The organism is Mycobacterium sp. 852002-51961_SCH5331710, from assembly GCF_001665535.1.
Lineage (GTDB): Bacteria > Actinomycetota > Actinomycetes > Mycobacteriales > Mycobacteriaceae > Mycobacterium.
Map to the genome: position 1 here is coordinate 1 of NZ_LZSQ01000133.1, position 25,365 is coordinate 25,365.

The following is a 25,365-nucleotide window of genomic DNA, read 5'->3' on the forward strand; positions in this document are numbered from 1 at the left end:
TGCAGCAGCATGACGAACCTCGTCGTGCGTTCCACAAGAGTGCCGATCGCCGAGCCCGACGCCGTGCTGCCCAGGATGAGGTCGCCCTCCCAATGCCCGGGCACGGCGCGGTCGGCGGCTTCAGGCGGTCGCTGGCTGATGTTGACCATGTCGCGCAGCCGCCCACGGCGTTCCTCGGGGCGGCGCCGCGGCTTACGCAGCGCCCGCCCAGTACGCAGGCAGGTATGCAACTCGCGACGCAGATTGCCTTTGCCCTGAACATAAATCGCTTGGTAGATCATCTCGTGGGACACCCGCATCTCGGCATCATCGGCAAAGTCCAGCCGCAACCGACGTGAGATCTGGGCGGGACTGTGCTGCTCATCCAACCGAGCCTGCACCTCATCATGCAACCGCGTGTTGGTGGCCAACTTGCCCGGCGCCGAGCGGCGTGCCCGGTCGTGGGCTCGTACATGGGCGGTATGGGCCCGATATCGCGGCACGCACTCCCAACCACCACGCCACGGCGCCCCGAACCGATGCCGCGCCCGATACCGACCACCACCGACACTGGCATTGCGCTCAATCTCACGCATCACCGTGCTGGGATGGCGGCCCAGCCGACGTGCGATGAAACGAATCGACTCCTGACGAGCCACCCCGTCTTGAATCTCCTCACGCTCTTCAAGCGTCAAACGGGGTCGCGCTCGGCTAGCGGACACATCACTGAATCGTGGCTTCACACCACCAGCGTCAGCAAACCACCCCCACGCAGTGTGCTTCGACACGCCCACCGCTTCCCCGGCGGCAAAAGGCGAAACCCCTTCGGCGATCAACGCCCAGAACCGACGACCCACAAACGGATACCGCGGAACTCTCATACAACCCCTCAACTAGAGGCTGTTGCATCAAGCACTAGAAATCGCCGGCGCAAAGTAGGCAGGTTTGCGTCTGCTCGCGGAGCTAGGTGACGACGCCTTGCTCGGTGAGGTGCTCGATCAACGGCTCCGCACCCGCCGCGAGGTGCTCCGACATCTCGGCGCGGGCCAGGTCCGCGTCGTGCTGCTCCAGGGCGGCCAAGAGTCGGCGGTGGTGATCGTTCGACTTCTCCGGCCAGCCCGGTATGGCCGGATACACCGACTCCGGTGCGTACCGGGTGATCTGCGACATCAGCTGGGCCAGCTTGGGCGAATCCGCGGCCACGTTGATCGCGCGATGGAACTCGTGGTTGAGCCGGACCGCACCCTCGTCGTCGGTGGCCGCGTACGCCGCTTCGAGATCGGTCTGGATCTGCTTGAGGTCGCGCAGTTGCTCGTCGGTGATGTTGGCCGCGGCCCGCGCCGCCAGTTCACCACCGATGTAGGCCTGCACGTTCGACACGTCGGTGAGATCGCGTCCGGTCACCGGCAATACGACGAATCCGCGCCGCGGCTGCTGGGCGAGCAGACCTTCGGCCTTCAACTCGAACAGCGCCTCGCGGACCGGGGTGACGCTGATGCCGAGCTCGGCGGCCAGTTGGTCCAGGCGCACGTACTCACCGGCGGCGTAGGTACCGTCGAAGATCCGCTTACGCACGAAACGGGCGACGTCCTCGGCGAGTTGAGGCCGGAAGGCGAATTCGGGTGCTGTCACCGTCACACCTGATAGTCGGCGAGCAACCGCTTGCTGATGATGTTCTTCTGGATCTCGCTCGTGCCCTCGCCGATCAGCAGGAACGGCGCATCGCGCATCAGGCGTTCGATCTCGTACTCCTTCGAATACCCGTAACCGCCGTGGATCCGGAAGCTCTGCTGGGTGACCTCCGAGCAGAATTCGCTCGCCAGGTACTTCGCCATTCCCGCGGCGACGTCGTTTCGCTCCCCGGAGTCCTTCAACCGCGCGGCGTTCACCATCATCAGGTGCGCCGCCTCGACTTTCGTTGCCATCTCGGCAATCTGGAACGCGATGGCCTGGTGTTCGGAGATCGGCTTCCCGAACGTCTGCCGCTGCTGGGCGTAGCGCACGGCGAGTTCGAATGCGCGGATGCCCACGCCACAGGCCCGCGCCGAGACGTTGACCCGGCCGACCTCGATACCGTCCATCATCTGGAAGAAGCCCTGTCCCGGCGCTTCGCCGAGGATGTCGTCGGCCCGGGCCACGTAGCCGTCGAAGATCAGCTCGGTGGTGTCGATGCCCTTGTAGCCGAGCTTGTCCAGCTTGCCCGGGATCGTCAGCCCCGGCGCGACTTCGCCGTAGCCGACCGGCTTTTCGACCAGGAACGCCGTCAGGTTGCGGTGCGGTTTGTCGGCGCCCTCGTCCGTGCGGACCAGCACGGCGACTAGCGTCGACGTACCGCCGTTGGTCAGCCACATCTTCTGGCCGTCGATCCGGTACGTGCCGTCGTCGTTGCGGGTGGCGCGTGTGCGGATCGCGGCGACGTCGGACCCCAGCTCGGGTTCGGACATCGAGAACGCGCCGCGCGTCTCCCCCGTCGCCATCCGCGGAAGGTAATACTGCTTTTGCGCATCGGTGCCGTGCTGGCGCAGCATGTAGGCGACGATGAAGTGCGTGTTGAGCACGCCCGAGATGCTCATCCACCCGCGCGCCAACTCCTCGACGCACAGTGCGTAGGTCAGCAGCGACTCGCCGAGGCCGCCGTACTCCTCGGGGATCATCAGCCCGAACAGCCCCATCTCCTTCATCGCATCGACGATGGCCTGGGGATAGGTGTCGGTCTTCTCGAACTCCGGCGCGTTCGGGATGATCTCCTTCTCCACGAATTGCCGTACGGTAGCGAGGATTTCGCTCTGCACATCGGTCAGACCGACCGTCTGAGCGAGCTTGGTCATGCGCCCACCCTTTCGAACACCGCAGCCAGCCCCTGGCCACCGCCGATGCACATGGTCTCCAACCCGTAGCGCGCGCCGCGCCTCGTCAGTTCGCGCGCCAGCGTCGCCAGCATGCGCCCGCCCGTCGCGCCGACGGGATGCCCGAGCGAGATGCCGGAGCCGTGCACGTTCGTGCGTTCGGCGTCTGCCTCACCGAACTTCCATTCCCGCATCACCGCGAGTGCCTGCGCCGCGAAAGCCTCGTTCAGCTCGATCAGGTCGATATCGTTCAGCGTCAGTCCCGCCTTGCCCAACGCTGCCTCGGTGGCGGGTACGGGTCCGATGCCCATGACGTTGGGCGCCACACCCGCCGATCCCCACGACACCAGTCGCACCAGCGGGTTCAGACCCAGCTCCTCGGCCTTCTCGCGGGTGGTCACCACGCACATCGACGCCGCGTCGTTCTGACCGCTCGCGTTGCCCGCGGTGACCGTCGCCTCCGGATCCTGCTTTCCAAGAACGGGTTTGAGCTTCGCCAGCGATTCCACGGAGGTGTCCGGCCGCGGGTGTTCGTCGGTGTCGACGGTCTCCTCGCCCTGGCGGGTGCGCACCACGACCGGCACGATCTCCTCGGCCAGGATGCCGTCCTTCTGCGCGGCCACTGCGCGCCGATGCGAGGTCACGGCGAGTTCGTCCTGCTCTTGGCGCGAGATGTTGTACTGCCTGCGCAGGTTTTCCGCGGTCTCGAGCATGCCGCCGGGCACCGGATGGTGTCGGCCGCCGGCGGTCGTGCGTCCGCGCGCCAGCGAGTCGTGCAACATGACGCCGCCCGACTTGGATCCCCACCGGATGTCGGTCGAGTAGAACGTCACGTTGCTCATGCTCTCGGCGCCGCCTGCAACCACGACGTCGTTGTCACCGCTGGCGACCTGCATGCACGCTTGGATGACAGCCTGCAGACCCGAGCCACACCGCCGGTCGACCTGCATACCGGGCACGGTCACCGGCAGGCCGGCGTCGAGCGCCACGACGCGTCCGATCGCGGGCGCCTCGCTGCTGGGATAGCAGTGTCCGAGGATCACGTCTTCGACTGCGGCGGGGTCGATTCCGGTGCGATCGAGAAGTCCCTTGAGCGCAGTGACACCGAGGTCGACGGCGGTCAGCGACTTGAACATGCCGCCGTAGCGGCCGATCGGCGTACGCACCGGTTCGCAGATGACGGCCTCACGCATCAGACGTACCTCCCGCCGGTGACCTCGAGCACCGTGCCGGTCATGTACGACGACAAATCGCTGGCCAGAAACAGCGCGACCTTGGCGACCTCGTCGGGTTCGCCGGCCCGGCCCATCGGCACCTCGGCGAGTTTGGCGTCCCAGATCCGTTGCGGCATGGCCTCCGTCATCGCCGAGCGGATCAACCCGGGCTGAATCGCATTGACTCGCACGCCAAGATGGGCCAGCTCCTTGGCCGCCGCTTTGGTCATGCCGACGATGCCCGCCTTGGCCGCCGAATAGTTGGTCTGCCCGACGAGGCCGACCTTGCCCGAGATCGACGACATGTTGATGATCGCGCCGCGCTTGTTCTCCCGCATGATCGGGGCGGCCGCCTTCAGGCCGTTCCATGTGCCCTTCAAGTGCACGGCGATGACTTGGTCGAACTGCTCCTCGGTCATCTTGCGAAGCGTTGCGTCGCGGGTGATCCCGGCGTTGTTCACCATGATGTCGAGACCGCCGAACCGCTCCACCGCCGCGGCGACCAGGGCGTCGACCTCATCGGTCTTGGTGACGTCGCTGCGCACCGCGATCGCGACGTCCTCACCGCCGAGTCGCTTGGCCGCCTCCTCGGTGGCGGACAGGTCGAGATCGCCCAGCACCACCCGCGCGCCCTCGGCGACGAACCGCTCGGCGATCGCGTATCCCAGGCCTTGTGCACCTCCGGTGACGACCGCCGTCTGTCCGGTCAACAGCGACACTTGATCACGCCCTTCCCCTGGTCAGGCCCGTCCGGGGCCGCGTCAGTCGAACATCATATTTCATATATGATCGCGCGAGTTCGGTGCGCACCACCCCCGGCGGATCTGGCATCGCGGCTGCCGAACGAAGACGGCGAACGAGAAGGAGCAGGATGACGACGTCCGAAGTCAGCGACGAGGACTTCCAGGAAATCCTGGCGCAGACCCGTCACTTCGTACGGACCGCGGTGATCCCCCGGGAGCAGGAGATCCTGGCCGGCGACCGGGTGCCCGACGACCTTCGCGAACAGGCCAAGAAGATGGGGCTGTTCGGGTACGCGATCCCGCAGGACTGGGGCGGTCTGGGTCTGAACCTGTCGCAGGACGTCGAGCTCGCGATGGAGCTCGGGTACACCTCGCTGGCCCTGCGCTCGATGTTCGGCACCAACAACGGCATCGCCGGCCAGGTGCTGGTCGGCTTCGGCACCGACGAGCAGAAGGCGCGCTGGCTCGAACCGATGGCCACCGGAGACGTCGTCGCGTCGTTCGCGCTGACCGAACCCGGCGCAGGATCCAATCCCTCCGGCCTGCGCACCAAAGCCGTTCGGCAAGATGATGATTGGGTGATCACGGGGCAGAAGCGGTTCATCACCAACGCCCCGACCGCCGACCTGTTCGTCGTGTTCGCCCGCAGCCGCCCCGCGGACGCCGACGGTGCCGGCATCGCCGTCTTCCTGGTGCCCGCCGACACCGCAGGAGTCCAGGTCGGCACCAAGGACGCGAAGATGGGACAGGAAGGCGCGTGGACCGCCGACGTCAGCTTCGACGACGTGCGAGTGCCCGCAGAAGCGCTCGTCGGCGGCAGCGAGGACATCGGATACCGCGCCGCGATGATCTCGTTGGCCCGCGGACGTGTCCACATCGCCGCGCTGGCCGTCGGCGCCGCACAGCGCGCGCTCGACGAATCGATCTCCTACGCTGCGACCGCCACCCAGGGCGGTACGCCGATCGGCGACTTCCAGCTGGTGCAGGCGATGCTCGCCGACCAGCAGACCGGCGTCATGGCCGGCCGTGCACTGGTCCGCGACACCGCGCGCCAGTGGGTCACCGGTGAGGACCGTCGGGTGGCGCCGTCGGCGGCGAAGTTGTTCTGCACCGAAATGGCAGGCGAGGTGGCGGATCTCGCGGTCCAGATCCATGGCGGCAGTGGCTACATGCGCGAGGTTCCCGTCGAGCGCATCTATCGAGACGTCCGGCTGTTGCGGCTCTACGAGGGCACCAGCGAAATCCAGCGACTCATCATCGGGTCGAACCTCGTCAAGACCGCGCAGAAGGAGCGTGCATGAGCAAGAGGCTGACCGACAGGGTCGCATTCATCACCGGCGCCGCGCGGGGTCAGGGGCGCGCGCATGCCGTCCGGATGGCCAATGAGGGCGCCGACATCATCGCCGTCGACATCGCCGGAAAGCTGCCCGACTGCGTGCCGTACGACCACGCGACCCCGGAGGACCTCGCCGAGACGGCCCGACTGGTCGAGGCGACCGGCCGCCGCATCCTCACCGCGCAGGCCGACATCCGCGACGCCGAAACCTTGAACGACGTTGTCGCCGACGGCGTCGCCGCGTTCGGCCGCCTCGATGTGATCGTCGCGAACGCGGGCATCTCGCCCCCGCAGGTGTGGAACGAGATCGCCCCTGAGGACTTCCGCGACGTTATGGACATCAACGTCACGGGCACCTTCAACACCGTACGGGCCGGCGCGCAGCACATCATCGACGGCGGCCGGGGCGGGTCGATCATCCTGATCAGCTCGGCCGCAGGAATCAAGTTGCAGCCGTTTATGATTCACTACACAGCCAGTAAGCACGCCGTCACCGGCATGGCCCGCGCTCTCGCCGCCGAACTCGGCAAGCACTCGATCCGCGTTAACAGCCTGCATCCCGGCCCGGTGAACACCGCGATGGGTTCCGGCGACATGATCGCCGCGATCGGCAAGGTGATGGAGACCAATCCCCAGCTCCAGCACATGATGACGCCGTTCCTGCCGACGTGGATCCTCGAGCCCGAGGACGTCGCCGACGTCGTCTGCTGGCTGGCCAGCGATGACTCGAAACACCTGACGGCGACGGCCATCCCGGTGGATCAGGGCTCCACCCAGTACTGACGACAAGACGCAAACTTGCCCATTTTCGCGCGAAAATGGGCAGTTTTGCGTCTGCTCGCGAGAGAAGCCCCTACCGGATGAACCGGACGATCGACTCCGCGACCGCGGCCGGCTTCTCCGAACCCTCGATCTCGATGGTCGTGGTCATGGTCGACTGCACGGCGCCGTCGAGCTGGTCGATCTTGGTCAGTTCGCCCCTCGCGCGGATCTTGGCGCCGACCTTCACCGGCGTGATGAAGCGAACCTTGTTGTAGCCGTAGTTGATCGCCATCGTCACGTTGCCGACGGTGTAGAGCTGATGCGAGAAGTGCGGAAGCAGCGACAGCGTCAACAGGCCGTGAGCGATGGTCCCGCCGAACGGCCCGTTCGCGGCCTTCTCCGGGTCGACGTGGATCCACTGATGGTCCTCGGTCGCGTCGGCGAACAGGTTGACGCGGTCCTGGGTGACTTCGAGCCATTCCGTGGGACCGAGCTGGTCGCCCTCGGCCGCGATGAACTCGTCGAGGTCGCTGAACTTCTTCACTACTTCTCCTTCGTACCGGCTGCGGGACCCGGCTAAAAGACGACGGTCTGGTTGCCGAATCGGATGATGCGATCCTCACAGTGCCACAGCACCGCTCGGGACAGAACAACGCGTTCGACATCCGATCCGAGGCGGATCAGATCCTCCACGCTGTGCCGATGGTCCACCCGCACGACATCCTGTTCGATGATCGGGCCCTCGTCGAGGTCGTCGGTCACGTAGTGCGCCGTCGCGCCGACGAGCTTGACGCCGCGCTCCTTGGCCCGTCGGTACGGTGCCGCGCCGATGAAAGCCGGCAGGAACGAATGGTGGATGTTGATCAACGGGCATCCCAGCTCCTCGATGAACCGCGGCGTCAGGATCTGCATGTAGCGCGCGAGCACGACGAGGTCGACGTTGCCCCTCAGCAACTCGAGCTGGCGCCGCTCGGCCTCGTCGCGGATGTCCCTACTGGCCGGTACGTGAATGAACGGAACGGAGAACGGCCGGACCTGATCCGCGAGGTCGGGATGGTTCGCGATCACCATGGCCACCGACATGTCGAGCTCACCGCGGCGGTTGCGCCACAGCAGGTCGAGGAGGCAGTGATCTTCCTTCGACGCCATGATCGCCACGCGTTTGGGCTTCGCGGCCTCGGTGAGCCGAAAATCCATACCGAAAGGTATTGCCACTCGCTCAGCGAACTCGCGCTCGAGCGAATCGCGCGCGGCGGTCAAGCCGGGCAGGTGAAAGATGGTGCGCTGCATGAACGTGCCGCCCGACTGTTCGGTCGCATGCTGATCGAGCGAGACGATGTTCGCGCCGGCTTCGGCGAGAAACACGCTGACGGCCGCCACCAGCCCCGGACGGTCCACGCAGCGCAGCAGCAACCTGCCCATATCCCTGACGGGTAGGTCGCCGGTGCCCGGACTGGGATACTCCCCGTCCACCCCTAAAGGGTGTCACTCGACGGTCGGCGGCGCATGTGAAACCGCACTTCGGCACCGAATCCGCTGACGTGTATTCCATTCCGGAGCGGTCCGCCAATGCGCGGTTCGCCAATTAGCTGGCAACCGGGCGAGCAGTTCTCGGGCGTATCTTTTTCGCTTCGACAACAGACCTTTTCACAACAAGATCACCGCGCTTCCTGGTAATAAAACAGCTCTCGGCGAGATACTCAGATGGATGTGGGAAATCCCACATGTGATCAGCAGCGACCAGACCGTGGAAACTGCCCGATGAACGGACGACCATGACCGTTGCCCATTTCCAACCCACCCCCGATGTTGCCGCCAGTTTGCGGGAGACTCCAAGTTTCTGGGATCCCGAGACGGACTGCACGATCACATTTGCGCACCCCGCAGTCGAACCCGAGTTGTGGCGAGACTTCGTCGCCGGGGCCACGCGCAGTTACACCAAGCACGGTGTGGCGAAAGCGCTCGACATGGAGGCACTGCATTCCGGCGCGGACACCATCTTGTTCGCGGCCTGCGTCGACCGGTCGGGCAAGGTGGTCGGCGGCCTGCGCGCGAAGGGCCCCTACCAGTCCGCCGACGAGGCCCATGCCTTGCAGGAGTGGAGCGGTCAACCGGGTTTCGACGCGGTGCGGAAGATGATCAGCGACCGTCTACCATTCGGCGTCGTGGAGATGAAAACCGCATGGGTGACCGACGATCCCGATCGCAACCGCCAGCTCACCTACGCGATCTCCAGGACCCCGCTGCACGCGATGGGGCTTCTCGACATTCAATTCATCGTCGCGACTGCGGCGTCCTACGTTCTCAAGCGCTGGCTTTCATCCGGCGGAATTCTGGCGATGAAGATTCCGCCGACGCCCTACCCCGACGAACGTTATGAAACTCGCCTGGCGTGGTGGGATCGTGCGACATTCGCCAAACACGCCGATCCGAAACAGCTTTCGCTGTACTTCGCCGAACAACAAAGGCTTGCGCCGCGCGTCGGGAATACGGCTGGGATATCAGCCGCTACCGGGACGGAGCGGTGATACCGGGAAACGGCGATTCGAATTGGTGCAATGCAATAGTTCTGGCCGACGACGACCACCTCCTCGCCGAACTGCATTCAGAACCGGGCATCGTATTCACCGACGCCGCAGTACAACAGCAACAGGTGCTGCGCGAGATTCGACCGTCACTGCCGGAAGACGTTCTGGCTGAGCCGATTCGCTGGGCTTACTTCCCATGGCGGCGGGCCGCGGTCAGCATCCTCGGGCCCAAGGGCTTTCGTCGCGTGCGGCTCGATCGCAACCGGAACCTCATCACCCCTGCCGAGATGAAAAGGCTGAACGGTTTGAAGGTCGGTGTCGTCGGGTTGAGCGTCGGGCACACCATCGCCTACACACTCGCGGCCCAGGGACTGTGCGGAGGCTTGCGGCTTAGCGACTTCGATGACATGGATCTGACGAACCTGAACCGAGTGCCCGCCACGGTGCTCGACATCGGAGTGAACAAGGCGATCGTGTGCGCCAGGAGAATCGCCGAGCTCGACCCGTATCTGCCCGTGCAGGTCGATGTCTCGGGCGTCACGGAGCAGACCGTGCACGACTTCGTCGACGGCCTGGACGTCGTCATCGAAGAATGCGACTCCCTGGACGCCAAGCTGCTGGTGCGCGAGGTCGCACGCCAACACGGCGTCCCCGTGCTCATGACGACCAGTGACCGCGCGCTGCTCGATGTGGAGCGGTTCGATCTCGAGCCGGGGCGCCCGATCCTGCACGGTCTGGTCGGCGACCTCGACGCCGCGGGGCTGGCGAACCTCAGCAGCGCCGACAAGCTGCCGTATTCGCTGCGCCTGGTCGACGCCAGCCAGGTCTCGGTTCGCATGGCGGCGTCGCTGATCGAAGTGGGGCAGACCTTGTCGACGTGGCCGCAGCTGACGTCCGAGGTGGCTCTGAACGCGAGTGTCGTCGCCGAGGCGGTCCGGCGGATCGGGCTCGGCGAGCGGCTGCCGTCGGGGCGGGCGCGGCTGGACGTCGGCGAGGTCTTCGAGCGCCTCACGACCCCGGTCGCGGCGGTCGGCGAACATCCGGTCGGCGACCTGCCGATGGACACGGCACCGGGAGACGCGACGGACGCCATCGCGGCCGCCGCTCAACGCGCGCCGTCCGGTGGCAACGCCCAACCGTGGCGGATCGAGGTGGCCCCCGGATCGGCGACCGTCCGGCTGGACCCGGAATTCACCACGACGATGGACGTCGGGCTGCGGGGCAGTGCCGTCGCCGTCGGGGCGGCCGCCTTCAACGCGCGCGTGGCCGCCGCCGCACATCACATGAGCACGCGGGTCGACTACGGCGCCGGCGACGAGGCCTCGCCGTTGACCGCGACGGTTCAGCTCACACCGGGTGACGATCCCGATCTCGCGTCGTTGTACGAAGCCATGCTGGCGCGCGAGACCAACCGGCGTCTCGGCAGCGCGGCTCCGATTCCCGTCGACACCATCAAAAACCTGGACGCCGCAGCGGCTGCCGAAGGTGCCCGCCTGCGCATCATGACCGACCGGGACGACCTCGAGTCGGCCGCCGCGATACTCGCCGCCGCCGACCGGATCCGGTACCTGACCCCGCGCCTGCACGCCGAGATGTTCGAGGAGCTGCGGTGGCCCGACGCGCCATCGCTGGATTCCGGCATCGACGTGCGCACCCTCGAACTCGCCCCCGCGGATCTGGTGATGCTCGACGTGTTGTGCCGCGCGGAGGTGATGGACCACCTGAGGGCATGGGAGGGCGGACAGGCTCTCGGCGACGACACGGCGCGACGGATCCGCGACTGCGCGGGCCTGGCGGTCGTCTCGGTGCCGGGGCGCCGGCTCGTCGACTACGCGCGCGCCGGGGCAGCCGTCGAGTCGGTGTGGGTCCGGGCCCAGCAGCACGGCCTTGCCGTCCAACCGGTTTCACCGCCGTTCCTGTACGCGCTCGATGCGCAGGACCGACGGCTGGTCTCCCCCTCTTTCGCCGACGACCTCGGCAAGCTGCAATATGATTTTCAGCAACTCGCAGGCACCGGTCCGGCGGAGTCGCAGGCGCTGATCCTCAGGTTCACCTACGCACCCCGCGCGTCGGTCCGAAGCCGGCGCCGCAATCACCACCGTCATCGCAACACCGACGGTGCAAGGGAGGGTTAGTGCCCAGCAGCCTCGAGAATCTCGTCACCTCGGTCGCCACGCGGCTGATGGGCGTGAACGCGGCCACGTCGGTCGAGGTGAGCCGGCAGGTTCTGGCCGATCTCGTCGCGTACTTCGGCGTGGACGTCAGCTTCCTGCGCCACAACGACCACCGGATTCGCGCCTCGGTGCTGGTCGCGGAGTGGCCGATGCGGCCGGGCATCCCCGATCCGGACCCGTTGGCGGTCGTGTACTTCGCCGATGCGGATCCGGTGTTCGCCCGGTGCGAGCATCAGAAGGAACCGATCGTGTTCCGCCCGGAACCCTCGACCGAGGAGTATCAGCAGACCATCGCCGAGGGCAGGCAGGTGCCGTCGACCTCGATGGCGTGTGTGCCGATGCTCTCGGGCGACGTCACCTCCGGGGTGCTCGGGTTCGTCAAGTTCGGCGACCGCGACTGGACGCCGGAGGAACTCAACGCCCTCAAGGCGATCGCCTCACTGTTCGCCCAGGTTCAAGCCCGGGTCGAGGCCGAGGACCGGCTCCGCTACCTGGCCGAACACGACGACCTGACGGGTCTGTGTAACCGGCGGGCGTTGCTGGCCCACCTCGACGAGCGTCTGCGGGAGGGACAACCGGGACCGGTCTCGGTGTTGTTCTTCGATCTGGACCGGCTCAAGGCCATCAACGATTATCTCGGCCACACCGCGGGTGACTGGTTCATCCGCGTCCTGGCCGAGCGGCTACGCCAGAGCGCCGACAGCGGCACCTTCCTGGCACGACTCGGGGGCGACGAGTTCGTGGTCGTGCCTCCGGGGCCGACGGACGTCGGGGCCGCCGAGGCCCTGGCGTATCGGCTGCAGTCGTCGCTGAACGAGCGGGTGCCGGTCGACGGCGAGAAGCTCACCCGCACCGTCAGCATCGGGGTGGCACTGGGCGATCCCGGCCGCGACAACACGTCGGACCTGCTGCGGCGCGCCGACCAGGCGGTGTTGACGGCCAAGGCCTCCGGCGGCAACGAGGTCGCAATCTTCACAGACCAGATGTCGCTGGACTCCGACTTCCGCAATGACATCGAGCTGCACCTGCACGGTGTCATCGAAGCGGGTGCACTTCTCCTGCACTACCAGCCCGAAGTCAATATGCGCACCGGCGAGATCCTGGCCGCGGAGGCGCTGGTCCGCTGGGAGCATCCGACCCGCGGGCTGCTCGCGCCCGGTTCGTTCATCGGAGTGGCCGAATCCATCAACCTGGCGGGCGAATTGGGACGTTGGGTGATGCGCACAGCGTGCCGCGAGTTCGCGCAGTGGCGCGCGCACGGTGTCGGCCGCGACGCGGTCCTGCGGATCAACGTTTCGCCGGTGCAACTGGTCAGCGACGGCTTTGTGGAGTCGGTCGCGGAAACGATCGAGGAGTTCGGACTCGACGGCGGGTCGGTGTGCCTGGAGATCACCGAGAGCGTGGTGGTGCAGGACATCGAAACCACCCGCAAGACGCTGGCCGGCCTCAAGCAGGTCGGCGTACAAGTCGCCATCGACGATTTCGGTACCGGCTACAGCGTGCTGTCGCACCTGAAGTCGCTACCCGTCGACACGCTGAAGATCGACAAGGGTTTCGTCCGGGAGTTGGGCGTGGACCCCGGCGACCTCGCCATCGTGCGCGCCATCATCGCGCTCGCCGAGGCGTTCGGTTTGCAACTCGTCGCCGAGGGCGTCGAAACCGAGCGCGCCGCCCGCACCCTACTCGAGCACGGATGCCATCGCGCCCAGGGGTTCCTGTTGTCGCGCCCGGTGCCGGGCGCGGAGATGCAAGCGCTATTCGCCCAGGGACGGATACCCGTGCAGTTTGCCGCAACGCCACGAGCCTGAATGACGGTAGGTCTCGCGGAGGTTGGTGTGTAAGCGGCGGCCACGCGCACGGCACGTCGAGCCCGGCAGTGCGAGCGGTTCGGAGGTGAGCACCTCCACCCTGCCGAACCGGCTGGCGCGCTGCCCGACCAGGCAGACCCGCAGGATGTCACCTGACTCCGCGCGTCGATCCGAGTGCGGAAGCTGGGCGGCCCCGCTCGTCACCGTGACGCCGTGCCGGGCCCGGACCGCCACCGGACCGGCGGGTGTCACGAACACGGCGCCCACCGCGACGCCTTCCTCGAACACCAGGCGCTGCAGCGCGTGATCGGCGCGCACCTCGATGCCGCGGGTGGCGACGCCCTCGCTGAGCAAGTCGAACACTGAGCCGGCGAGGTCGGCGGAATCGGCGCTCAGCGCCCCGATCTCGAGAACCTCCAGGATTTCGCCGTCCGACGCCTGTACCGTCGTCGCGCTCCAATCCGGCAGCCGCGTCGAGAGGTAGCCGAACGGCGTCGCCAGGCACTGCGCCGCCCATTCGCGCAGACGCGCTCCGACGAACGGCGCGACAGTGCGACCCGTCTCGGCGGGCCTGTGCGCGGGTACGGTACGGATCGGCACGCCGAGATCGTGCGACTGCCGACGCGGTGAACCCAGATCAGAGGTCATCTCGGCGAAGAAACGCCGGGTGCACGGATCGGCCGAATCCGTTCCGAGCCAATTGGGCTCAGCCATGCCCCAGTCGGCGAGGAACACCTCGCCGCCGAGATCTCCGAGCGCGATCGCATGCGCCAGGCCGGCCGCACCGCCGCCGGCACATACCACGTCGACTTCGTCGTCCCACTCCACCGTTAACTTCTCCAAGGTCGCTTCGACGTGCAGTACGGGGTTATGAAGCCGCGCAATCCGCGTTATAACGCGACGATTCAGCGGCCCACGGAAAGCTGCCATTGCCCGACGACAAGAGCGAGGGGTTTGCCTGTACGGGCAATGGCAACGCGATGGGTAGCAACTCCAGCAAGCTTGCGCAGACGCGGCTGCAGTGGCGGCGGGATGCCTGGGGCGCAGTGAGACCGGCGAGTGGCGACGCGTCTAACCACGAACCGAAAGTCATCACGTCGCGTACTTTACATACTTTTTGGATGTTATGGGGGTCTAACTATGACTTAAAGTTTGACGTGTCGGACACAACAATCCGAAGTGCGGAATTTCAGCGACGTCAGCCGAAAGAATTGCGGAGGAACCACGCGCTCAATAGAACGGTCAGCCGACCGCGTTGACACGCTCAGCTAACTGCACGGAATTCGTCGAACCGGGGTAACGGATGGAACAATCGCAGGGTTGGACAACTCCAGGCAAACGAGGCTCCCGCTGAACAGCGTTCCCCCATCGTCCGAGCACGTCGACCGGCGGTCGGACTCAACGCGACTGCAGATCCTGCGTGCGGCGTCGCGTCTGTTCGCCCGCAGCTCGTACAGCCGGGTGAACCTCGACGACATCCTCGCCGACGCGGCGGTGACCAAGGGGGCGATGTACTTTCACTTCCGCTCCAAGCACGCGTTGGCGTCCGCGATCGTGGAACTTCGTATGGAGGAAGCGCGCTCGTCGGTCGATGAGGTGCTGGCGCGCAGGCTGTCCGGCTTGGAGACGCTGATCGATCTGTCGTTCCGAATCGCGGTCGACGACATCGGAAGCGAAGTGGCCAGGGCTGGACTGAACCTGCTGGAGTCCATCGGGCGTACCGACGGCCTTCAACCGGTGACGCTCACCACGTGGGTCGAGGGCTACGCGAGGGTCATCAGCAGGGCGGTCACCGAGGGGGACATCCGCGATCACGACGACGCCGAGGCGATCGCCCGCCTGCTGGTGTCGATGTACATGGGCCTGCGGCAGACCAGCGATCTCGATGACCCCGAGCGCTTCCTGCGCGACCTGCAGTCCGCCTGGACGCTGCTCCTACCCGGCCTGACGACCGCGGACCGCATCGCGTACCTCGCCGAGTTCATCAAGCGGCGCACGGGCGTCGCCATCAAAACTGCAACTCCCTTGGATTGATCTATGATCCTGCGACCAGGCCGACTCCACCCGGTCGAGGCCGTCGCAGCATCCGGAGGTACCGGCCATGGTGCGCCAAGCACGATCTGAAGCGACACGACGACGAATCATCGACGCCGCGGTGGAGCTGTTCAACGAGATCGGTTATCCCGCGACCAGCCTCGGCGACATCATTGAACGCGCCGAGATGACCAAGGGCGCGCTGTATTACCACTTCGACTCCAAAGAGGCGCTCGCCGCCGCGATCATCGACGAGGGCAGCGCCACCCTGTTCGAGGCCTTCGAGAAGATCAGCCAATCCTCGGCGCCCGCACTCGAACGGATCATCCACGGCTGTTTCGTCGTCGCCGACCTGCTCTCCACCGACAGCACCGCCAGGAGCGCCACCCAGTTGCGTCGCACGTTCGGCGAATTCAGCGAGGCGACCAGCCGCATCTTCGGCCGCTGGCTCGACGAGATAGCGACGACCGTGACGGCGGCGATCGAGGAGGGCGATGTGCGGCCCGACCTCAATCCCCTCGCAGTCGCCGAAACGGTCGTCGGAGCGATGACGGGGGCCGAACTGCTTTCCAGCTCAGCCTCGTCCGGCACCGACGTGTTGGAACGCCTCGGCCGGATATGGGAGGTCTTGCTGCCGGCCATCGCTACCGAGGAGTCGCTGAGCTATTTCCAGCAGTACCTGGCGCGCGAGGCATTGCGCCGGTCGGCACCCGATCCCGGCGACGTCTAGAGTTCGTCCACCCAGAGCTGCTCGGTCAAATCCTGGAAAGTGGCGAGGGCCACCGGATCACTGCCGCGGCGTAAGGCCGATTTGCTCATCCGGGCCCGCACGATCGAGCCGTCCCTGTGCAGGAGCTCGACGACGAGTTCCTCGTGCGCGCGCATTACCGAGACCGCGGACTCGTCGGCGGGCAGGGTGTGGAAGATCTGGTGAAAGTGCAACTCGCTCACGGCATCGGCGGTGTAACCCACCATGGCGGCGAATGCCTCATTGGCGAACACGATCGAACCGTCTTCTGCGATCGCCAGAACCGGTACCGGCAGGCGGTCGAGCACCACGACGGCCGGCAGCTCTTCGAGAACAGCCGTCGGCGATTTGGGAACCTGACCGTCTCGTCGTCGCTCCACGAATTCAATTATGCCGTCGCCGCAGCCTGCCCGTTCCACAATTTCTGCGCGGAGCGGCCGTTCACTTGAGCGCCCCCACACGGGCACATAGTGAACTAGGTTTACTGTGTAGATCGTCAAGAGACAGGGGATCGCCGATGGACCTCAAATGGTCGCCCGCCGACGCGGCGTTTCGTGACGAGGTGCGCAGCTTCCTCGACGAGAAGCTGACGCCGGAGCTGCGCCGCGCCGGACGCCTCATGACCAGCGTGTACGCCGATCACGACGCGAGCATGGAATGGCAGCGGATCCTGCACGAACGGGGTTGGGCCGCGCCGGCCTGGCCGGTCGAGCACGGCGGCTGCGACTGGAGCCTGACCCAGCACTACATCTTCAGCCGGGAATCCACGCTCGCCGGTGCGCCGTCACTGTCGCCGATGGGCATCCGCATGGTCGCCCACGCCCTGATCAAATTCGGCACCGATGCACAGAAGGAATTCTTCCTACCGCGCATCCTCACCGGCGAGGTCTTCTTTTGTCAGGGCTACTCCGAACCCGAGGCAGGATCCGATCTGGCCGCCCTGTCGATGGCGGCCGTCGACGACGGTGACGACCTGGTCTGCACGGGCAGCAAGATCTGGACGACGCACGCCCGCGAAGCCAACTGGATGTTCGCACTGGTGCGCACGTCGAGAACGCAGAAGAAGCAGCAGGGAATCACGTTCGTGCTCATCGACATGTCCTCCCCCGGGATCGAGATTCGGCCGCTGGTGATGACATCCGGAGAAGAGGTTCAAAACCAGGTCTTCTTCGACGAGGTGCGGGTGCCCAAGTCGAACGTCCTGGGAAAGATCGACGACGGGTGGACGGTCGCGAAGTACCTGCTGGAGTTCGAGCGCGGCGGCGGCGCGTCGTCGCCGGGACTACAGGTGATGGCGCAGGAGATCGCGACGGTCGCGGCGAGCCAACCCGGACCCGGCGGGGGCCGACTGATCGACGACCCGGCCTTCGCCCGCAAGCTCGCCGACGCCCGGATCCGCACCGAGGTGCTCGAGATCCTCGAGTACCGGGTGCTGGCGACGGTGGCCGAGGGTAAGAACCCCGGCGCGGCCTCGTCGATGCTCAAGGTGCTGGCGACCGAATTGAGCCAGGCCATCACCGAACTCGCGATGGAAGCGGCCGGCCCGCGCGGCCGGGTGTACCAGCCGCACGCCACCTGTCCCGGCGGCCCGATCGCGGAGTTCGAGCCGCCCTCGGACGGCTATCTCAGCGGTGAGCCCTGGCAGGCCGTCGCACCGTTGCGCTACTTCAACGACCGGGCCGGCTCGATCTACGCCGGCAGCAACGAGATTCAGCGCAACATCCTGGCCAAGGCCGCGCTGGGACTCTGAGGGGTTGGATATGGACTTCAATCTGAGCAAGGAACAAGAACTGCTGCGCGACGGCCTGAACAAGTTCCTGGCGAGCCGCTACGACCTCGAGTCGAGCCGTGCGGCGGCCAAGTCGGGCGCCGGGTGGCAGCCCGACATCTGGTCCGGCTTCGCCAACGAGCTCGGGATCCTCGGCGCCGCGCTGCCGGAGGAGATCGGCGGAATCGGCGGCGGGCCGGTCGAGGTGATGGTCATCGCCGAGGCGCTGGGGCAGGCGTTGGTCGTCGAGCCGTATGTCGACACCGTGGTCGTGTCGGGCGGCCTGCTGCACCGCGCAGGCGGTGAGGCGGCGTCGGCTCTGTTGGAGCAGATCGTGGAAGGCTCGGCCATCGTCGCGCTCGCGGCGTCCGAAGAGGCTTCCGGCCACAACTGGGCGCACGTGACGACGAGCGCCGAACGCGACGGTGACGGGTGGGTCCTTCGCGGATCCAAGATCGTCGTCGCGAGCGCGCCCCTGGCCACCCACCTTCTGGTCAGCGCCCGCACCACCAACGGGATCTCGCTGTTCATCGTCGATCTGGGCTCGGCCGGCGACGCCGTTACGGCTCATCACTACCGCACCGTCGACGACCGCCGGGCATCGGATCTGACCTTCGATGGTCTCCGGCTTCCGGCCGACGCGCTCCTCGGCGAGGAGGGTGCGGCGTGGCCGTCCCTCGAGCAGGCCCGCGACGAAGGTGCGGCCGCGGTGTGCGCGGAAGCGGTCGGGTGCATGCGAAAGGTCGTGGCCGACACCGTCGAGTACGCCAAACAGCGGCATCAGTTCGGCCAGCCGATCGGAACCTTTCAGGCGCTACAGCACCGCATGGTCGACATGTACATGGAGCTCGAGCAGGCGGTGTCCGCCGCATACCTGGCGGTGCTCAATCTCGAGACCGAACCCGATGTGCGGGCACGCGCGGTATCGGCGGCCAAGGCCACCGTGGGCCGGGCCGCGCGCTTCATCGGGCAGCAGTCGGTACAGCTGCACGGCGGCATGGGAATGACCGAGGAGCTCGCGATCGGCCACTACTTCAAGCGGCTGACCGCGCTGCAGTACGAGTTCGGCACCACCGACTTCCATGTGACCCGGTACGCGGAGTTGGCCAGAGCCTGAGGTCCCGCACGCTGCGTAGGAGAAGAGAGGGACCAAAGGCCCTGTCCGCGCCGCGGTTCGCCGATTAGCGTCGGATCCGTAAGCGCAGAGCCGCGAAGGGAGAAGACCATGGCCGCCGGTCCGAGCGGAATTCTTGTTGGTGTCGACGGATCACCGGACTCGGAGGCGGCCATCCGGTGGGCGACCCACGAAGCCGTCCTGCGAGACCAGCCGATCCGGCTGCTCCATGCGATCCCGCCCGTCGTGGTGACCTGGCCGGTGGCGTATCTCGAAGCCAGCTACATCGATTCGATGGAATCGAACGGCCGCGACATCATCGCCCAGGCGCAGAAGACGGTGCAGGCCGCCGCGGGCGACAAGCTACCGGCCATCGAGACCGAGATCGTAAACGCCGCGGCGCCCTCGGCGCTCGTCACCGCATCGCGCGACGCATACATGACCGTGTCCGGCTGCCGCGGCCTCGGTGTCCTCGGCCGGGCCTTCCTCGGTTCGGTCAGCAGTGGCCTGCTGCATCACGGACGCGGGCCGATCGCGATCGTGCGCACCGACGACGCACCCGCCGTCGAGGCCACCGCCCCTGTGCTGGTCGGTGTCGACGGTTCGCCGGCCTCCGAAGAGGCCACCGCGCTGGCGTTCGACGAGGCCTCGAGGCGGGGCGTGCCGCTCGTCGCCCTGCACGCGTGGAGCGACGCGTCGTTCCCCTCGATCGGTAGCGACTGGGAACGCTACGAGGAAGGCGGGCATCGAATCCTCGCCGAGCGCCTTGCGGGTTGGCAGGAACGGTATCCGGACGTACAGGTGCAGCGCCGCATCGTCAGCGACGACCCGGCCACCCGGCTCGTAGAAGCGTCGAAGGACGCTCAGCTGGTTGTGGTGGGCAGCCGGGGCCGGGGCGGTTTCTCCAGCCTGGTTCTGGGCTCGGTCGCGTCGAAGGTGGCTCAGGCCGCCACGTCGCCGGTGATCGTGGTCCGGCCGCGGTGAGCTACCCGGCGGTTTGCAGCTGAAGTTCGACGTACGCCGTGACGACGTCGGTCAACGCCCGTAGCTCACGGCCGACGTCGATCGGTTCCTCGACCGCCATCCGGGCCACCATCGCACCCATCAGCGTGGTCCAGATCAGGTTGCCGACCGCGTCGGCGTGTTTGCGATCGAGACCCTCGGCGACGAACCGGCCGAGCCGGGTCAGCGTGGAGAACAACTCCGCAAGGTGACGTTGCTGCGCGTCCGCGCGACCGGTCCGGGTTGCGATCAGGATCTCAAGCGCCGCAATGGATGTCGGGCTCAGAAAGGCGTCGGCGACGGCGTTGATCACCAGCTCGGTGCGCGCGCGACCGTGATAGTTTCCCGATGTCGACTGCACGCCGTGCAGGCACGCCACCAGCTGGTCGAAGCCCTCGTCGACGACGGCCATCAACAGCCCGTCGCGATCCCCGAAGTGGTACTGGACGACCCCCCACGTCACACCCGCACGTTCGGTGATGTGCTTGGCGCTCGCCGCCGCAAAACCCTCCTCGAGGACACAGCGCACCGTCTCCTCGATGACCATCGCGCGGGTCCGATCCGCGCGGACCTGCTTGCCGTTGGGCGGGCGACGCGGCGCGACGTTGGCGGCCTGCGGCACGGCCCTACCTCTTGAACCGACCGGCGAACCCGCGCAGCGGCAGGTCGGCACTGGTGATCAAGCCGGGCGGCGCGGCCACCACCGACCGGATGGCGTGCAGCGCAGGCATTCCCGTCACTGTCATGCCGATGGATGCGAAGGCCTCGGGATTGGACAGGTCCACGCCGGGTTTCGGAAAAATCATGTGCTTGTTGTACACACACGGATCACCCTTGATCTGGGTGATGTAGCAGCCCTTGATGTCCCAATGCGGATCGGTGTGCGGCGTCATCTGCCATTCCAGATGCGTCTCCACCCGCGGTACGCCGTCGACCATGCCCTGATACTTGATATAGTTGCCGCCCAGCGAGCCCTTCGGCAGCTGGTACCAGCCGAGATCCACATCCTTTGTGCAGGCGCCCAATTCGTAACTGAACTTGACCTCGTCGAGTTCGAGATCGAAGCAATCGGCCATCAGCAGCACGCTGTCGGCGAACACCCGGGTGTACTTCTCCAGCTTGCCGGGGATCGCGGGATCGTCCACCGGCTGGCCATAGCCGACCTCGATCCAGGTGTCCTTCGAGTGATGACACGACACGTCGACCGACTCGATCGTGGTGACGTTCTCGATCTCGGCGACATCGGCCGAACAGACGACGCCGAGGATCTGGTTGAGGCCGGGGTTCATGCCGGTCCCGTAGAACGTCGAATTGCCCTTGCGGCAGGCTTCTTCGAGAAGTTGCGAAACGGGTTTGCCCGAGGGATGCGGGTGGTTGGTGTCGCGGTGCCATCCGGTGATCCAGTCCGCGGTGGTGACGATGTTGATGCCCGCCTCGAGAACCTTGACATAGAGGTCCTCGTCGGGGAACACGCCGTGAAACGTCAGCACATCGGGCTTGGCGGCGATGATCTCCTCGACCGTGCCGGCGGCCGTCACCCCGATCGGGCCGATACCCACGATCTCGCCGGCGTCGCGGCCTACCTTCTCTGGTGTGTAGCAATGCAATCCGACGAGCTCGAGATCCGGATGCTCGCCGATCCGCTTGATCATCTCGGTTCCGAGATTACCGGTGGCGACCTGGAACACACGTGTCGGGCGGGCGGGCTCTGCGATCATCGGGTCGGGCCTTTCTCGGAGGACGTTGTGGCGCGGGAGGATTCGAGGTCAGCGGCACTGCCGCCGCGGCCGTTGGGATAGAACTGAGTGGCCCACTTGCGCAAGGCGGTGAAGCCCTCGTACTCGGCGGTGGCCAGTGCGGGCGGGTCGGAATACCGCTGGTGTGCCCAGATGTGCACGTCCTGAGCGAACTGGCGGATGACCTCGGCGCCGAATTCGGTGGCCTTGGTCTCGGCCCGTTGGTCGTCACGTCCGGGGGTCCGCCCGATGTAGACCATGAAGCGGACATCGGACGTGCGGTCGTCCACCGGCGTGATCGCCGAGATCGTCCGGTTGTCCACCATGCCCCAGCTCTTCGTCACCGCGATGCCGAGCCCACCGTTGATGGCCTCCACACCGCTCTGCACGTCGTCGATCGACTGGTTCTCGTCACCTTCGAATGTGATCGTGAAGTCAACATAGGACCACGGCTCGGCGAAGTCGTGGCGCGTGAACACCGGAACAATCGGCGTCTTGTGCACGAACTTGAAGTGCGCGAAGTCGACGCCGTTCTCCAAGACGTACTGGGGATGCATCTCGAGTCCCTCGCGGAAGAGCGTCATCGGCGGGTAATAGTCGGCAGCGGTGCGGGAGTCACCGAAATCGCCGAAGATGTCGGGCGCGTCGAAATAGGGCGCGCGTCCCTCGACGTCATGCCAGATGTAGATGGAGTCGTTGCGCTCGGTGACGGGGTAACTGCGGATGCGGCGACCGCGGTTCGGGCGGTCCTGGTACGGGATGCAGACGTTGCGGCCCTCGGCGTTCCACTGCCAGCCGTGGAATGGGCACTCGATGACCTCACCCTCCACGTGCCCGCCGTAACCCAGATGGGCTCCGAGGTGCTCGCAGTAGGCATCCATCACCACCGCTTGGCCGGATGTTGTTCGCCACGCGATCATTTCGCGGTCGAAGTACTTCATCCGCCGAACATCACCGGGCGCAAGCTCCGCCGACCACGCGACCTGGAACCATCCGGTCGGCTTCATCGACAGGGGCGGTTTGGCCATCGGCGTCCTCTCGGGCTGCGCTGCCACAGGGGCTCGGTGGAACAAATGATAGAGCACTCAATGTAAATGTGGCCAGGGGTGGTTTCACCGCATTACGCCTGCCCGCAGAATGACCTCGTGGCGAATCGAATCCAGGAACTGCTCGGCGTCGACTTCCCCGTCGTGCAGGCGCCGATGACCTATATCGCGCGCGCCGAACTCGCCGCCGCGGTCTCCGAGGCAGGCGGCCTGGGCATGATCGAGACGCTGACCGAGGAGGGGCGCGCAGACCTGTACCGGGTGCGCGACCTCACCGACAAGCCGGTCGCGGCCAACCTGATGATCCAGGGCTGGAAGGCCGACCCGTCGATCGTCGACACCCTCGCGGCGGCCGGAGTGAGTCACGTTTTCACCTCGGCGGGCGACCCAGCGTTGTTCACCGCGCGACTGCACGACGCCGGCATGACCGTCGTGCACGTCGTGGGATCGCTCAAGGGCGCGCGCAAGGCCGCCGATGCCGGCGTCGACGCGCTGGTGGTCGAGGGCGTCGAGGGCGGTGGGTTCAAATCGCTCCTCGGCGCGTCGACGATGGTGCTGCTACCTCTGGTCGCGGAGAACGTCGACTTGCCGATCATCGCGGCGGGCGGGATGTGCGACGCCCGGTCGGCCGCCGCGGCGCTCGTGCTCGGCGCCGAGGGTGTGCAGATGGGCACCCGGATGCTGGCCAGCATCGAATCTGCCGTGCACGCGAACTTCAAGGACGCGATCGTGATCGCAGACGACGCCGGCACGGTGCTGCTCGACGTCCCCGGCAACCCGACGATGCGCGTCCTGCGGACCGGGCTGGCGTCGCGGGTCGCGGCTCACGAACCGGGCGCGCGGCTACTCGGCAATATCACCGAGCTCGACTTCGGCGGTGATCTGGACGCCAGCGTGGCCAACACCGGTCAGGTGTCGTCGCGCATCCGGGAGTTGCTGCCAGTCGCAGACATCGTGCGGCGCACGTGGACCGAGATCGACGCCGCCTTGACCGACGCCAAGTCGAGGATGTAGCCGGACGGCTAGGCGACGTGTTCGAGGCCGCGCGCTGCGCGCTCGGCTTCCGGACACACCGCACGTTTGGTGCGCGGCCCGCGGGCGCGCTGACGTAGCGCGACCATGGATCCCGAGCGGACGACGCCCAACGGACCAGATCCGGCGAACCGCGCGATACCCGAGGCCCGCAGGGCCAGACCGGCTTTCGCCTGACGGTAGCCGACCCGGACACCCGCTGCGGCGACGACGAGAAGGGCTCCGACGCCCGGCAACGCGATGGCCGCCAAGGCGGTCAGCGATGCCGGAACGAGAACCGCCTCGATGACGTGCTCGAAGATCGACCGTGCGCTGGCCGGGGCGGCGGCAGGCGCCAGCGACGCCGTTCCGGAGACCGACAGCGGTTGGACGGTGCCGGAGGTGGTGACCTTTCCGGGCGCCACCCGCGGGGCCATGGTCCCGAAGAGCGAGCCGTCGGCGGGCGCCACCACGTGCGGAGCTTCGACGGCATGAGGCGCGACGAAGGGGCCGCCGGTCGGTGCGTCCACCTTCCGAACGTCGAGCGTGCCACTTCCTCCAATCAGCGACTGGGGCGGGCCGGACGACACCGGAATGCCGAGCATGGAGTAAAAATCCGACGGAACTCGGGTGACCGCACCCACCACCGTCGTCACCATGGTTTGCAGGGACGTGATGGCATCAAAAACCGGCATCTTCGATGTCGGCAGTGCCGCGAGCGACTCCGACCAGGTCACCACGGCGCCGTTGATCGTGACGAACGCGTTGGTCAGCGGTCCCGGCTTGAGTCCCGGCGCCAGCGGGGCGGAGACGTTCGTCGTCTCGGTCTGCGAAGCAGCCGAGCCGGCCTCGGAGTTCAAGGATGAGTTCGAGGTGTCTTGGGTCCCGGAACCGTCGGCGGGCACCGTTGAGACGGCGCCCTCGGTGCCGCTTTCGGTTTCGGTCGACAGTTCCTGGTTGCCGGCGGTCTGGTCCTCGGTGGGCAGCGTCTGAACGCCGGCCTCCGCGCCCTGCTGCTCGGCGCCGGGCGTGCCCTCGGAATCGCCGGGCACGGTCTCCGTGGCCTTCGACTCCTCGGTCGTGGCGTCCTTCTTCGACTCCCCGGTCGTGGCGTTTGTCTTGGCGTTCCTGTCGACGCCGCCCCTGAAGATGGAGGTCGGCCGGGTGAATCCGCTCTGCTGCCGCGACGGCGAAAGTCGGGAGAAGTCCGGGATACGGAGACGGAAGCGCCGATCGAGCTTCGGCTGGGTGCTGGTCGAACTTCCCGTGGTCACCGAAGAGGTCGTGCCGGAGGACTCGGCACCCGTCGTGGTACCGGAGCTCTGGCTGGTCCCCGTCGAGCCACCACCTGCACCGGAGCCGGTTTCGTCGGCACTGGCGATGGCACCACCGGCGCCGAACAGCAAGCCGGTAGCGAGTACACAGACACCCGCAGAGATGCGCAAAGGTGACGTGGGAATGATCGCCTCCGTCCAAAAGAGAACCCTCGTGGAGAGGGTTTGATAGGAGATTGTTA

At 66.4% G+C, this 25,365-nt stretch carries 24 protein-coding genes; 11 read left to right on the top strand and 13 right to left on the bottom strand.

Going from position 1 to position 25,365, the window contains the following annotated elements; all coding sequences use genetic code 11:
- From A5752_RS26665 to fabG, 5 genes are all read right to left on the bottom strand, one after another.
- Window positions 1-860: IS30 family transposase (locus A5752_RS26665; RefSeq protein ID WP_353612296.1), on the bottom strand; the 860-nt coding region annotated here is incomplete at its 3' end.
- Between the two features lie 82 nt (window positions 861-942).
- Window positions 943-1,611 (bottom strand): GntR family transcriptional regulator, encoded by a 669-nt coding sequence (locus A5752_RS26670; protein WP_067092328.1) that lies wholly within the window; start codon window positions 1,609-1,611, stop codon window positions 943-945.
- 2 nt (window positions 1,612-1,613) lie between these two features.
- Window positions 1,614-2,807, bottom strand: a complete 1,194-nt coding sequence (locus tag A5752_RS26675) for an acyl-CoA dehydrogenase family protein (protein ID WP_067092330.1) — start codon at window positions 2,805-2,807, stop codon at window positions 1,614-1,616.
- Complete coding sequence (locus A5752_RS26680) at window positions 2,804-4,018, bottom strand: acetyl-CoA C-acetyltransferase (RefSeq protein WP_067092332.1); 1,215 nt, start codon at window positions 4,016-4,018, stop codon at window positions 2,804-2,806. The genes A5752_RS26675 and A5752_RS26680 overlap by 4 nt, the downstream gene beginning before the upstream one ends.
- Entirely contained in the window at window positions 4,018-4,758 is a 741-nt protein-coding gene (fabG, locus tag A5752_RS26685) for a 3-oxoacyl-ACP reductase FabG (RefSeq protein WP_067092335.1), read from the bottom strand. The genes A5752_RS26680 and fabG overlap by 1 nt, the downstream gene beginning before the upstream one ends.
- A gap of 152 nt (window positions 4,759-4,910) precedes the next feature.
- On the opposite strand from fabG, the gene A5752_RS26690 reads away from it, so the two are divergent.
- Together A5752_RS26690 and A5752_RS26695 are read left to right on the top strand one after the other, a co-directional pair.
- The gene (locus tag A5752_RS26690; RefSeq protein ID WP_067092337.1) at window positions 4,911-6,083 is read left to right on the top strand and encodes an acyl-CoA dehydrogenase family protein; all 1,173 of its coding nucleotides are present in this window, start codon (window positions 4,911-4,913) and stop codon (window positions 6,081-6,083) included.
- Window positions 6,080-6,901, top strand: coding sequence for a mycofactocin-coupled SDR family oxidoreductase (locus tag A5752_RS26695; protein WP_067092339.1), 822 nt, complete (start codon window positions 6,080-6,082; stop codon window positions 6,899-6,901). The genes A5752_RS26690 and A5752_RS26695 overlap by 4 nt, the downstream gene beginning before the upstream one ends.
- A gap of 70 nt (window positions 6,902-6,971) precedes the next feature.
- On the opposite strand, the gene A5752_RS26700 is transcribed toward A5752_RS26695, so the two are convergent.
- Together A5752_RS26700 and purU are read right to left on the bottom strand one after the other, a co-directional pair.
- Window positions 6,972-7,424 (bottom strand): MaoC family dehydratase, encoded by a 453-nt coding sequence (locus tag A5752_RS26700; protein ID WP_067092342.1) that lies wholly within the window; start codon window positions 7,422-7,424, stop codon window positions 6,972-6,974.
- A 32-nt stretch (window positions 7,425-7,456) separates the two neighbouring features.
- Window positions 7,457-8,302: a formyltetrahydrofolate deformylase gene (gene purU, locus A5752_RS26705; protein WP_067092343.1), complete on the bottom strand. Its 846-nt coding sequence runs from the start codon at window positions 8,300-8,302 to the stop codon at window positions 7,457-7,459.
- A gap of 353 nt (window positions 8,303-8,655) precedes the next feature.
- On the opposite strand from purU, the gene A5752_RS26710 reads away from it, so the two are divergent.
- Genes A5752_RS26710 through A5752_RS26720 form a run of 3 tightly spaced genes read left to right on the top strand, consistent with a single transcriptional unit; the run spans window position 8,656 to window position 13,390 of the window.
- Window positions 8,656-9,408, top strand: coding sequence for a hypothetical protein (locus A5752_RS26710; protein ID WP_067092345.1), 753 nt, complete (start codon window positions 8,656-8,658; stop codon window positions 9,406-9,408).
- Window positions 9,405-11,543, top strand: a complete 2,139-nt coding sequence (locus tag A5752_RS26715) for an Rv1355c family protein (protein ID WP_067092347.1) — start codon at window positions 9,405-9,407, stop codon at window positions 11,541-11,543. Before A5752_RS26710 ends, A5752_RS26715 begins: the two co-directional genes overlap by 4 nt.
- Window positions 11,544-11,590: 47 nt before the next feature.
- Window positions 11,591-13,390: a putative bifunctional diguanylate cyclase/phosphodiesterase gene (locus tag A5752_RS26720; RefSeq protein WP_067092403.1), complete on the top strand. Its 1,800-nt coding sequence runs from the start codon at window positions 11,591-11,593 to the stop codon at window positions 13,388-13,390.
- Here A5752_RS26720 and A5752_RS26725 read toward each other — a convergent pair.
- Window positions 13,337-14,218: a hypothetical protein gene (locus A5752_RS26725; protein WP_067092349.1), complete on the bottom strand. Its 882-nt coding sequence runs from the start codon at window positions 14,216-14,218 to the stop codon at window positions 13,337-13,339. The two genes, A5752_RS26720 and A5752_RS26725, sit on opposite strands and share 54 nt — an antisense overlap.
- A 492-nt stretch (window positions 14,219-14,710) precedes the next feature.
- Here A5752_RS26725 and A5752_RS26730 point away from each other — a divergent pair, with 492 nt between their 5' ends.
- On the top strand, window positions 14,711-15,424 hold the full coding sequence (locus A5752_RS26730; RefSeq protein ID WP_502686807.1) for a TetR family transcriptional regulator: 714 nt from the start codon (window positions 14,711-14,713) through the stop codon (window positions 15,422-15,424).
- 67 nt (window positions 15,425-15,491) lie between these two features.
- The gene (locus A5752_RS26735; RefSeq protein WP_067092351.1) at window positions 15,492-16,154 is read left to right on the top strand and encodes a ScbR family autoregulator-binding transcription factor; all 663 of its coding nucleotides are present in this window, start codon (window positions 15,492-15,494) and stop codon (window positions 16,152-16,154) included.
- Here A5752_RS26735 and A5752_RS26740 read toward each other — a convergent pair.
- The gene (locus A5752_RS26740; protein ID WP_067092352.1) at window positions 16,151-16,552 is read right to left on the bottom strand and encodes a PAS domain S-box protein; all 402 of its coding nucleotides are present in this window, start codon (window positions 16,550-16,552) and stop codon (window positions 16,151-16,153) included. The genes A5752_RS26735 and A5752_RS26740 overlap by 4 nt on opposite strands.
- A 137-nt stretch (window positions 16,553-16,689) precedes the next feature.
- Between A5752_RS26740 and A5752_RS26745 the strand changes: the two genes are divergently transcribed.
- From A5752_RS26745 to A5752_RS26755, 3 genes are all read left to right on the top strand, one after another.
- Window positions 16,690-17,922 carry an acyl-CoA dehydrogenase family protein gene (locus A5752_RS26745; RefSeq protein WP_067092354.1) on the top strand — a complete coding sequence of 411 codons (1,233 nt, stop codon included), beginning with the start codon at window positions 16,690-16,692 and terminating at the stop codon, window positions 17,920-17,922.
- A gap of 10 nt (window positions 17,923-17,932) precedes the next feature.
- Window positions 17,933-19,057: an acyl-CoA dehydrogenase family protein gene (locus A5752_RS26750; protein WP_067092356.1), complete on the top strand. Its 1,125-nt coding sequence runs from the start codon at window positions 17,933-17,935 to the stop codon at window positions 19,055-19,057.
- 108 nt (window positions 19,058-19,165) lie between these two features.
- The gene (locus tag A5752_RS26755; protein WP_067092358.1) at window positions 19,166-20,038 is read left to right on the top strand and encodes a universal stress protein; all 873 of its coding nucleotides are present in this window, start codon (window positions 19,166-19,168) and stop codon (window positions 20,036-20,038) included.
- A 1-nt stretch (window position 20,039) separates the two neighbouring features.
- Here the strand turns inward: A5752_RS26755 and A5752_RS26760 are convergent, their stop codons facing one another.
- The 3 genes from A5752_RS26760 to A5752_RS26770 form a co-directional block, all read right to left on the bottom strand.
- Complete coding sequence (locus A5752_RS26760; protein ID WP_082964083.1) at window positions 20,040-20,603, bottom strand: TetR/AcrR family transcriptional regulator; 564 nt, start codon at window positions 20,601-20,603, stop codon at window positions 20,040-20,042.
- A gap of 79 nt (window positions 20,604-20,682) precedes the next feature.
- The gene (locus A5752_RS26765) at window positions 20,683-21,774 is read right to left on the bottom strand and encodes an NAD(P)H-dependent amine dehydrogenase family protein (protein WP_067092362.1); all 1,092 of its coding nucleotides are present in this window, start codon (window positions 21,772-21,774) and stop codon (window positions 20,683-20,685) included.
- Entirely contained in the window at window positions 21,771-22,820 is a 1,050-nt protein-coding gene (locus A5752_RS26770) for a Rieske 2Fe-2S domain-containing protein (protein WP_067092364.1), read from the bottom strand. Before A5752_RS26770 ends, A5752_RS26765 begins: the two co-directional genes overlap by 4 nt.
- Window positions 22,821-22,886: 66 nt before the next feature.
- On the opposite strand from A5752_RS26770, the gene A5752_RS26775 reads away from it, so the two are divergent.
- Window positions 22,887-23,852 carry an NAD(P)H-dependent flavin oxidoreductase gene (locus tag A5752_RS26775; RefSeq protein WP_197500745.1) on the top strand — a complete coding sequence of 322 codons (966 nt, stop codon included), beginning with the start codon at window positions 22,887-22,889 and terminating at the stop codon, window positions 23,850-23,852.
- Between the two features lie 8 nt (window positions 23,853-23,860).
- Here the strand turns inward: A5752_RS26775 and A5752_RS26780 are convergent, their stop codons facing one another.
- Window positions 23,861-25,123 carry a hypothetical protein gene (locus A5752_RS26780; RefSeq protein ID WP_156614188.1) on the bottom strand — a complete coding sequence of 421 codons (1,263 nt, stop codon included), beginning with the start codon at window positions 25,121-25,123 and terminating at the stop codon, window positions 23,861-23,863.
- Window positions 25,124-25,365: the final 242 nt, after the last annotated feature.

Coding starts and splice junctions, on each gene's coding strand:
- A5752_RS26675 (WP_067092330.1), bottom strand. CDS start 2,807: ATGACCAAGCTCGCTCAGACGGTCGGTCTGACCGATGTGCAGAGCGAA.
- A5752_RS26680 (WP_067092332.1), bottom strand. CDS start 4,018: ATGCGTGAGGCCGTCATCTGCGAACCGGTGCGTACGCCGATCGGCCGC.
- A5752_RS26690 (WP_067092337.1), top strand. CDS start 4,911: ATGACGACGTCCGAAGTCAGCGACGAGGACTTCCAGGAAATCCTGGCG.
- A5752_RS26695 (WP_067092339.1), top strand. CDS start 6,080: ATGAGCAAGAGGCTGACCGACAGGGTCGCATTCATCACCGGCGCCGCG.
- purU (WP_067092343.1), bottom strand. CDS start 8,302: ATGGGCAGGTTGCTGCTGCGCTGCGTGGACCGTCCGGGGCTGGTGGCG.
- A5752_RS26710 (WP_067092345.1), top strand. CDS start 8,656: ATGACCGTTGCCCATTTCCAACCCACCCCCGATGTTGCCGCCAGTTTG.
- A5752_RS26720 (WP_067092403.1), top strand. CDS start 11,591: ATGGGCGTGAACGCGGCCACGTCGGTCGAGGTGAGCCGGCAGGTTCTG.
- A5752_RS26735 (WP_067092351.1), top strand. CDS start 15,492: ATGGTGCGCCAAGCACGATCTGAAGCGACACGACGACGAATCATCGAC.
- A5752_RS26745 (WP_067092354.1), top strand. CDS start 16,690: ATGGACCTCAAATGGTCGCCCGCCGACGCGGCGTTTCGTGACGAGGTG.
- A5752_RS26750 (WP_067092356.1), top strand. CDS start 17,933: ATGGACTTCAATCTGAGCAAGGAACAAGAACTGCTGCGCGACGGCCTG.
- A5752_RS26755 (WP_067092358.1), top strand. CDS start 19,166: ATGGCCGCCGGTCCGAGCGGAATTCTTGTTGGTGTCGACGGATCACCG.
- A5752_RS26760 (WP_082964083.1), bottom strand. CDS start 20,603: ATGGTCATCGAGGAGACGGTGCGCTGTGTCCTCGAGGAGGGTTTTGCG.
- A5752_RS26765 (WP_067092362.1), bottom strand. CDS start 21,774: ATGATCGCAGAGCCCGCCCGCCCGACACGTGTGTTCCAGGTCGCCACC.
- A5752_RS26770 (WP_067092364.1), bottom strand. CDS start 22,820: ATGGCCAAACCGCCCCTGTCGATGAAGCCGACCGGATGGTTCCAGGTC.
- A5752_RS26775 (WP_197500745.1), top strand. CDS start 22,887: ATGTGGCCAGGGGTGGTTTCACCGCATTACGCCTGCCCGCAGAATGAC.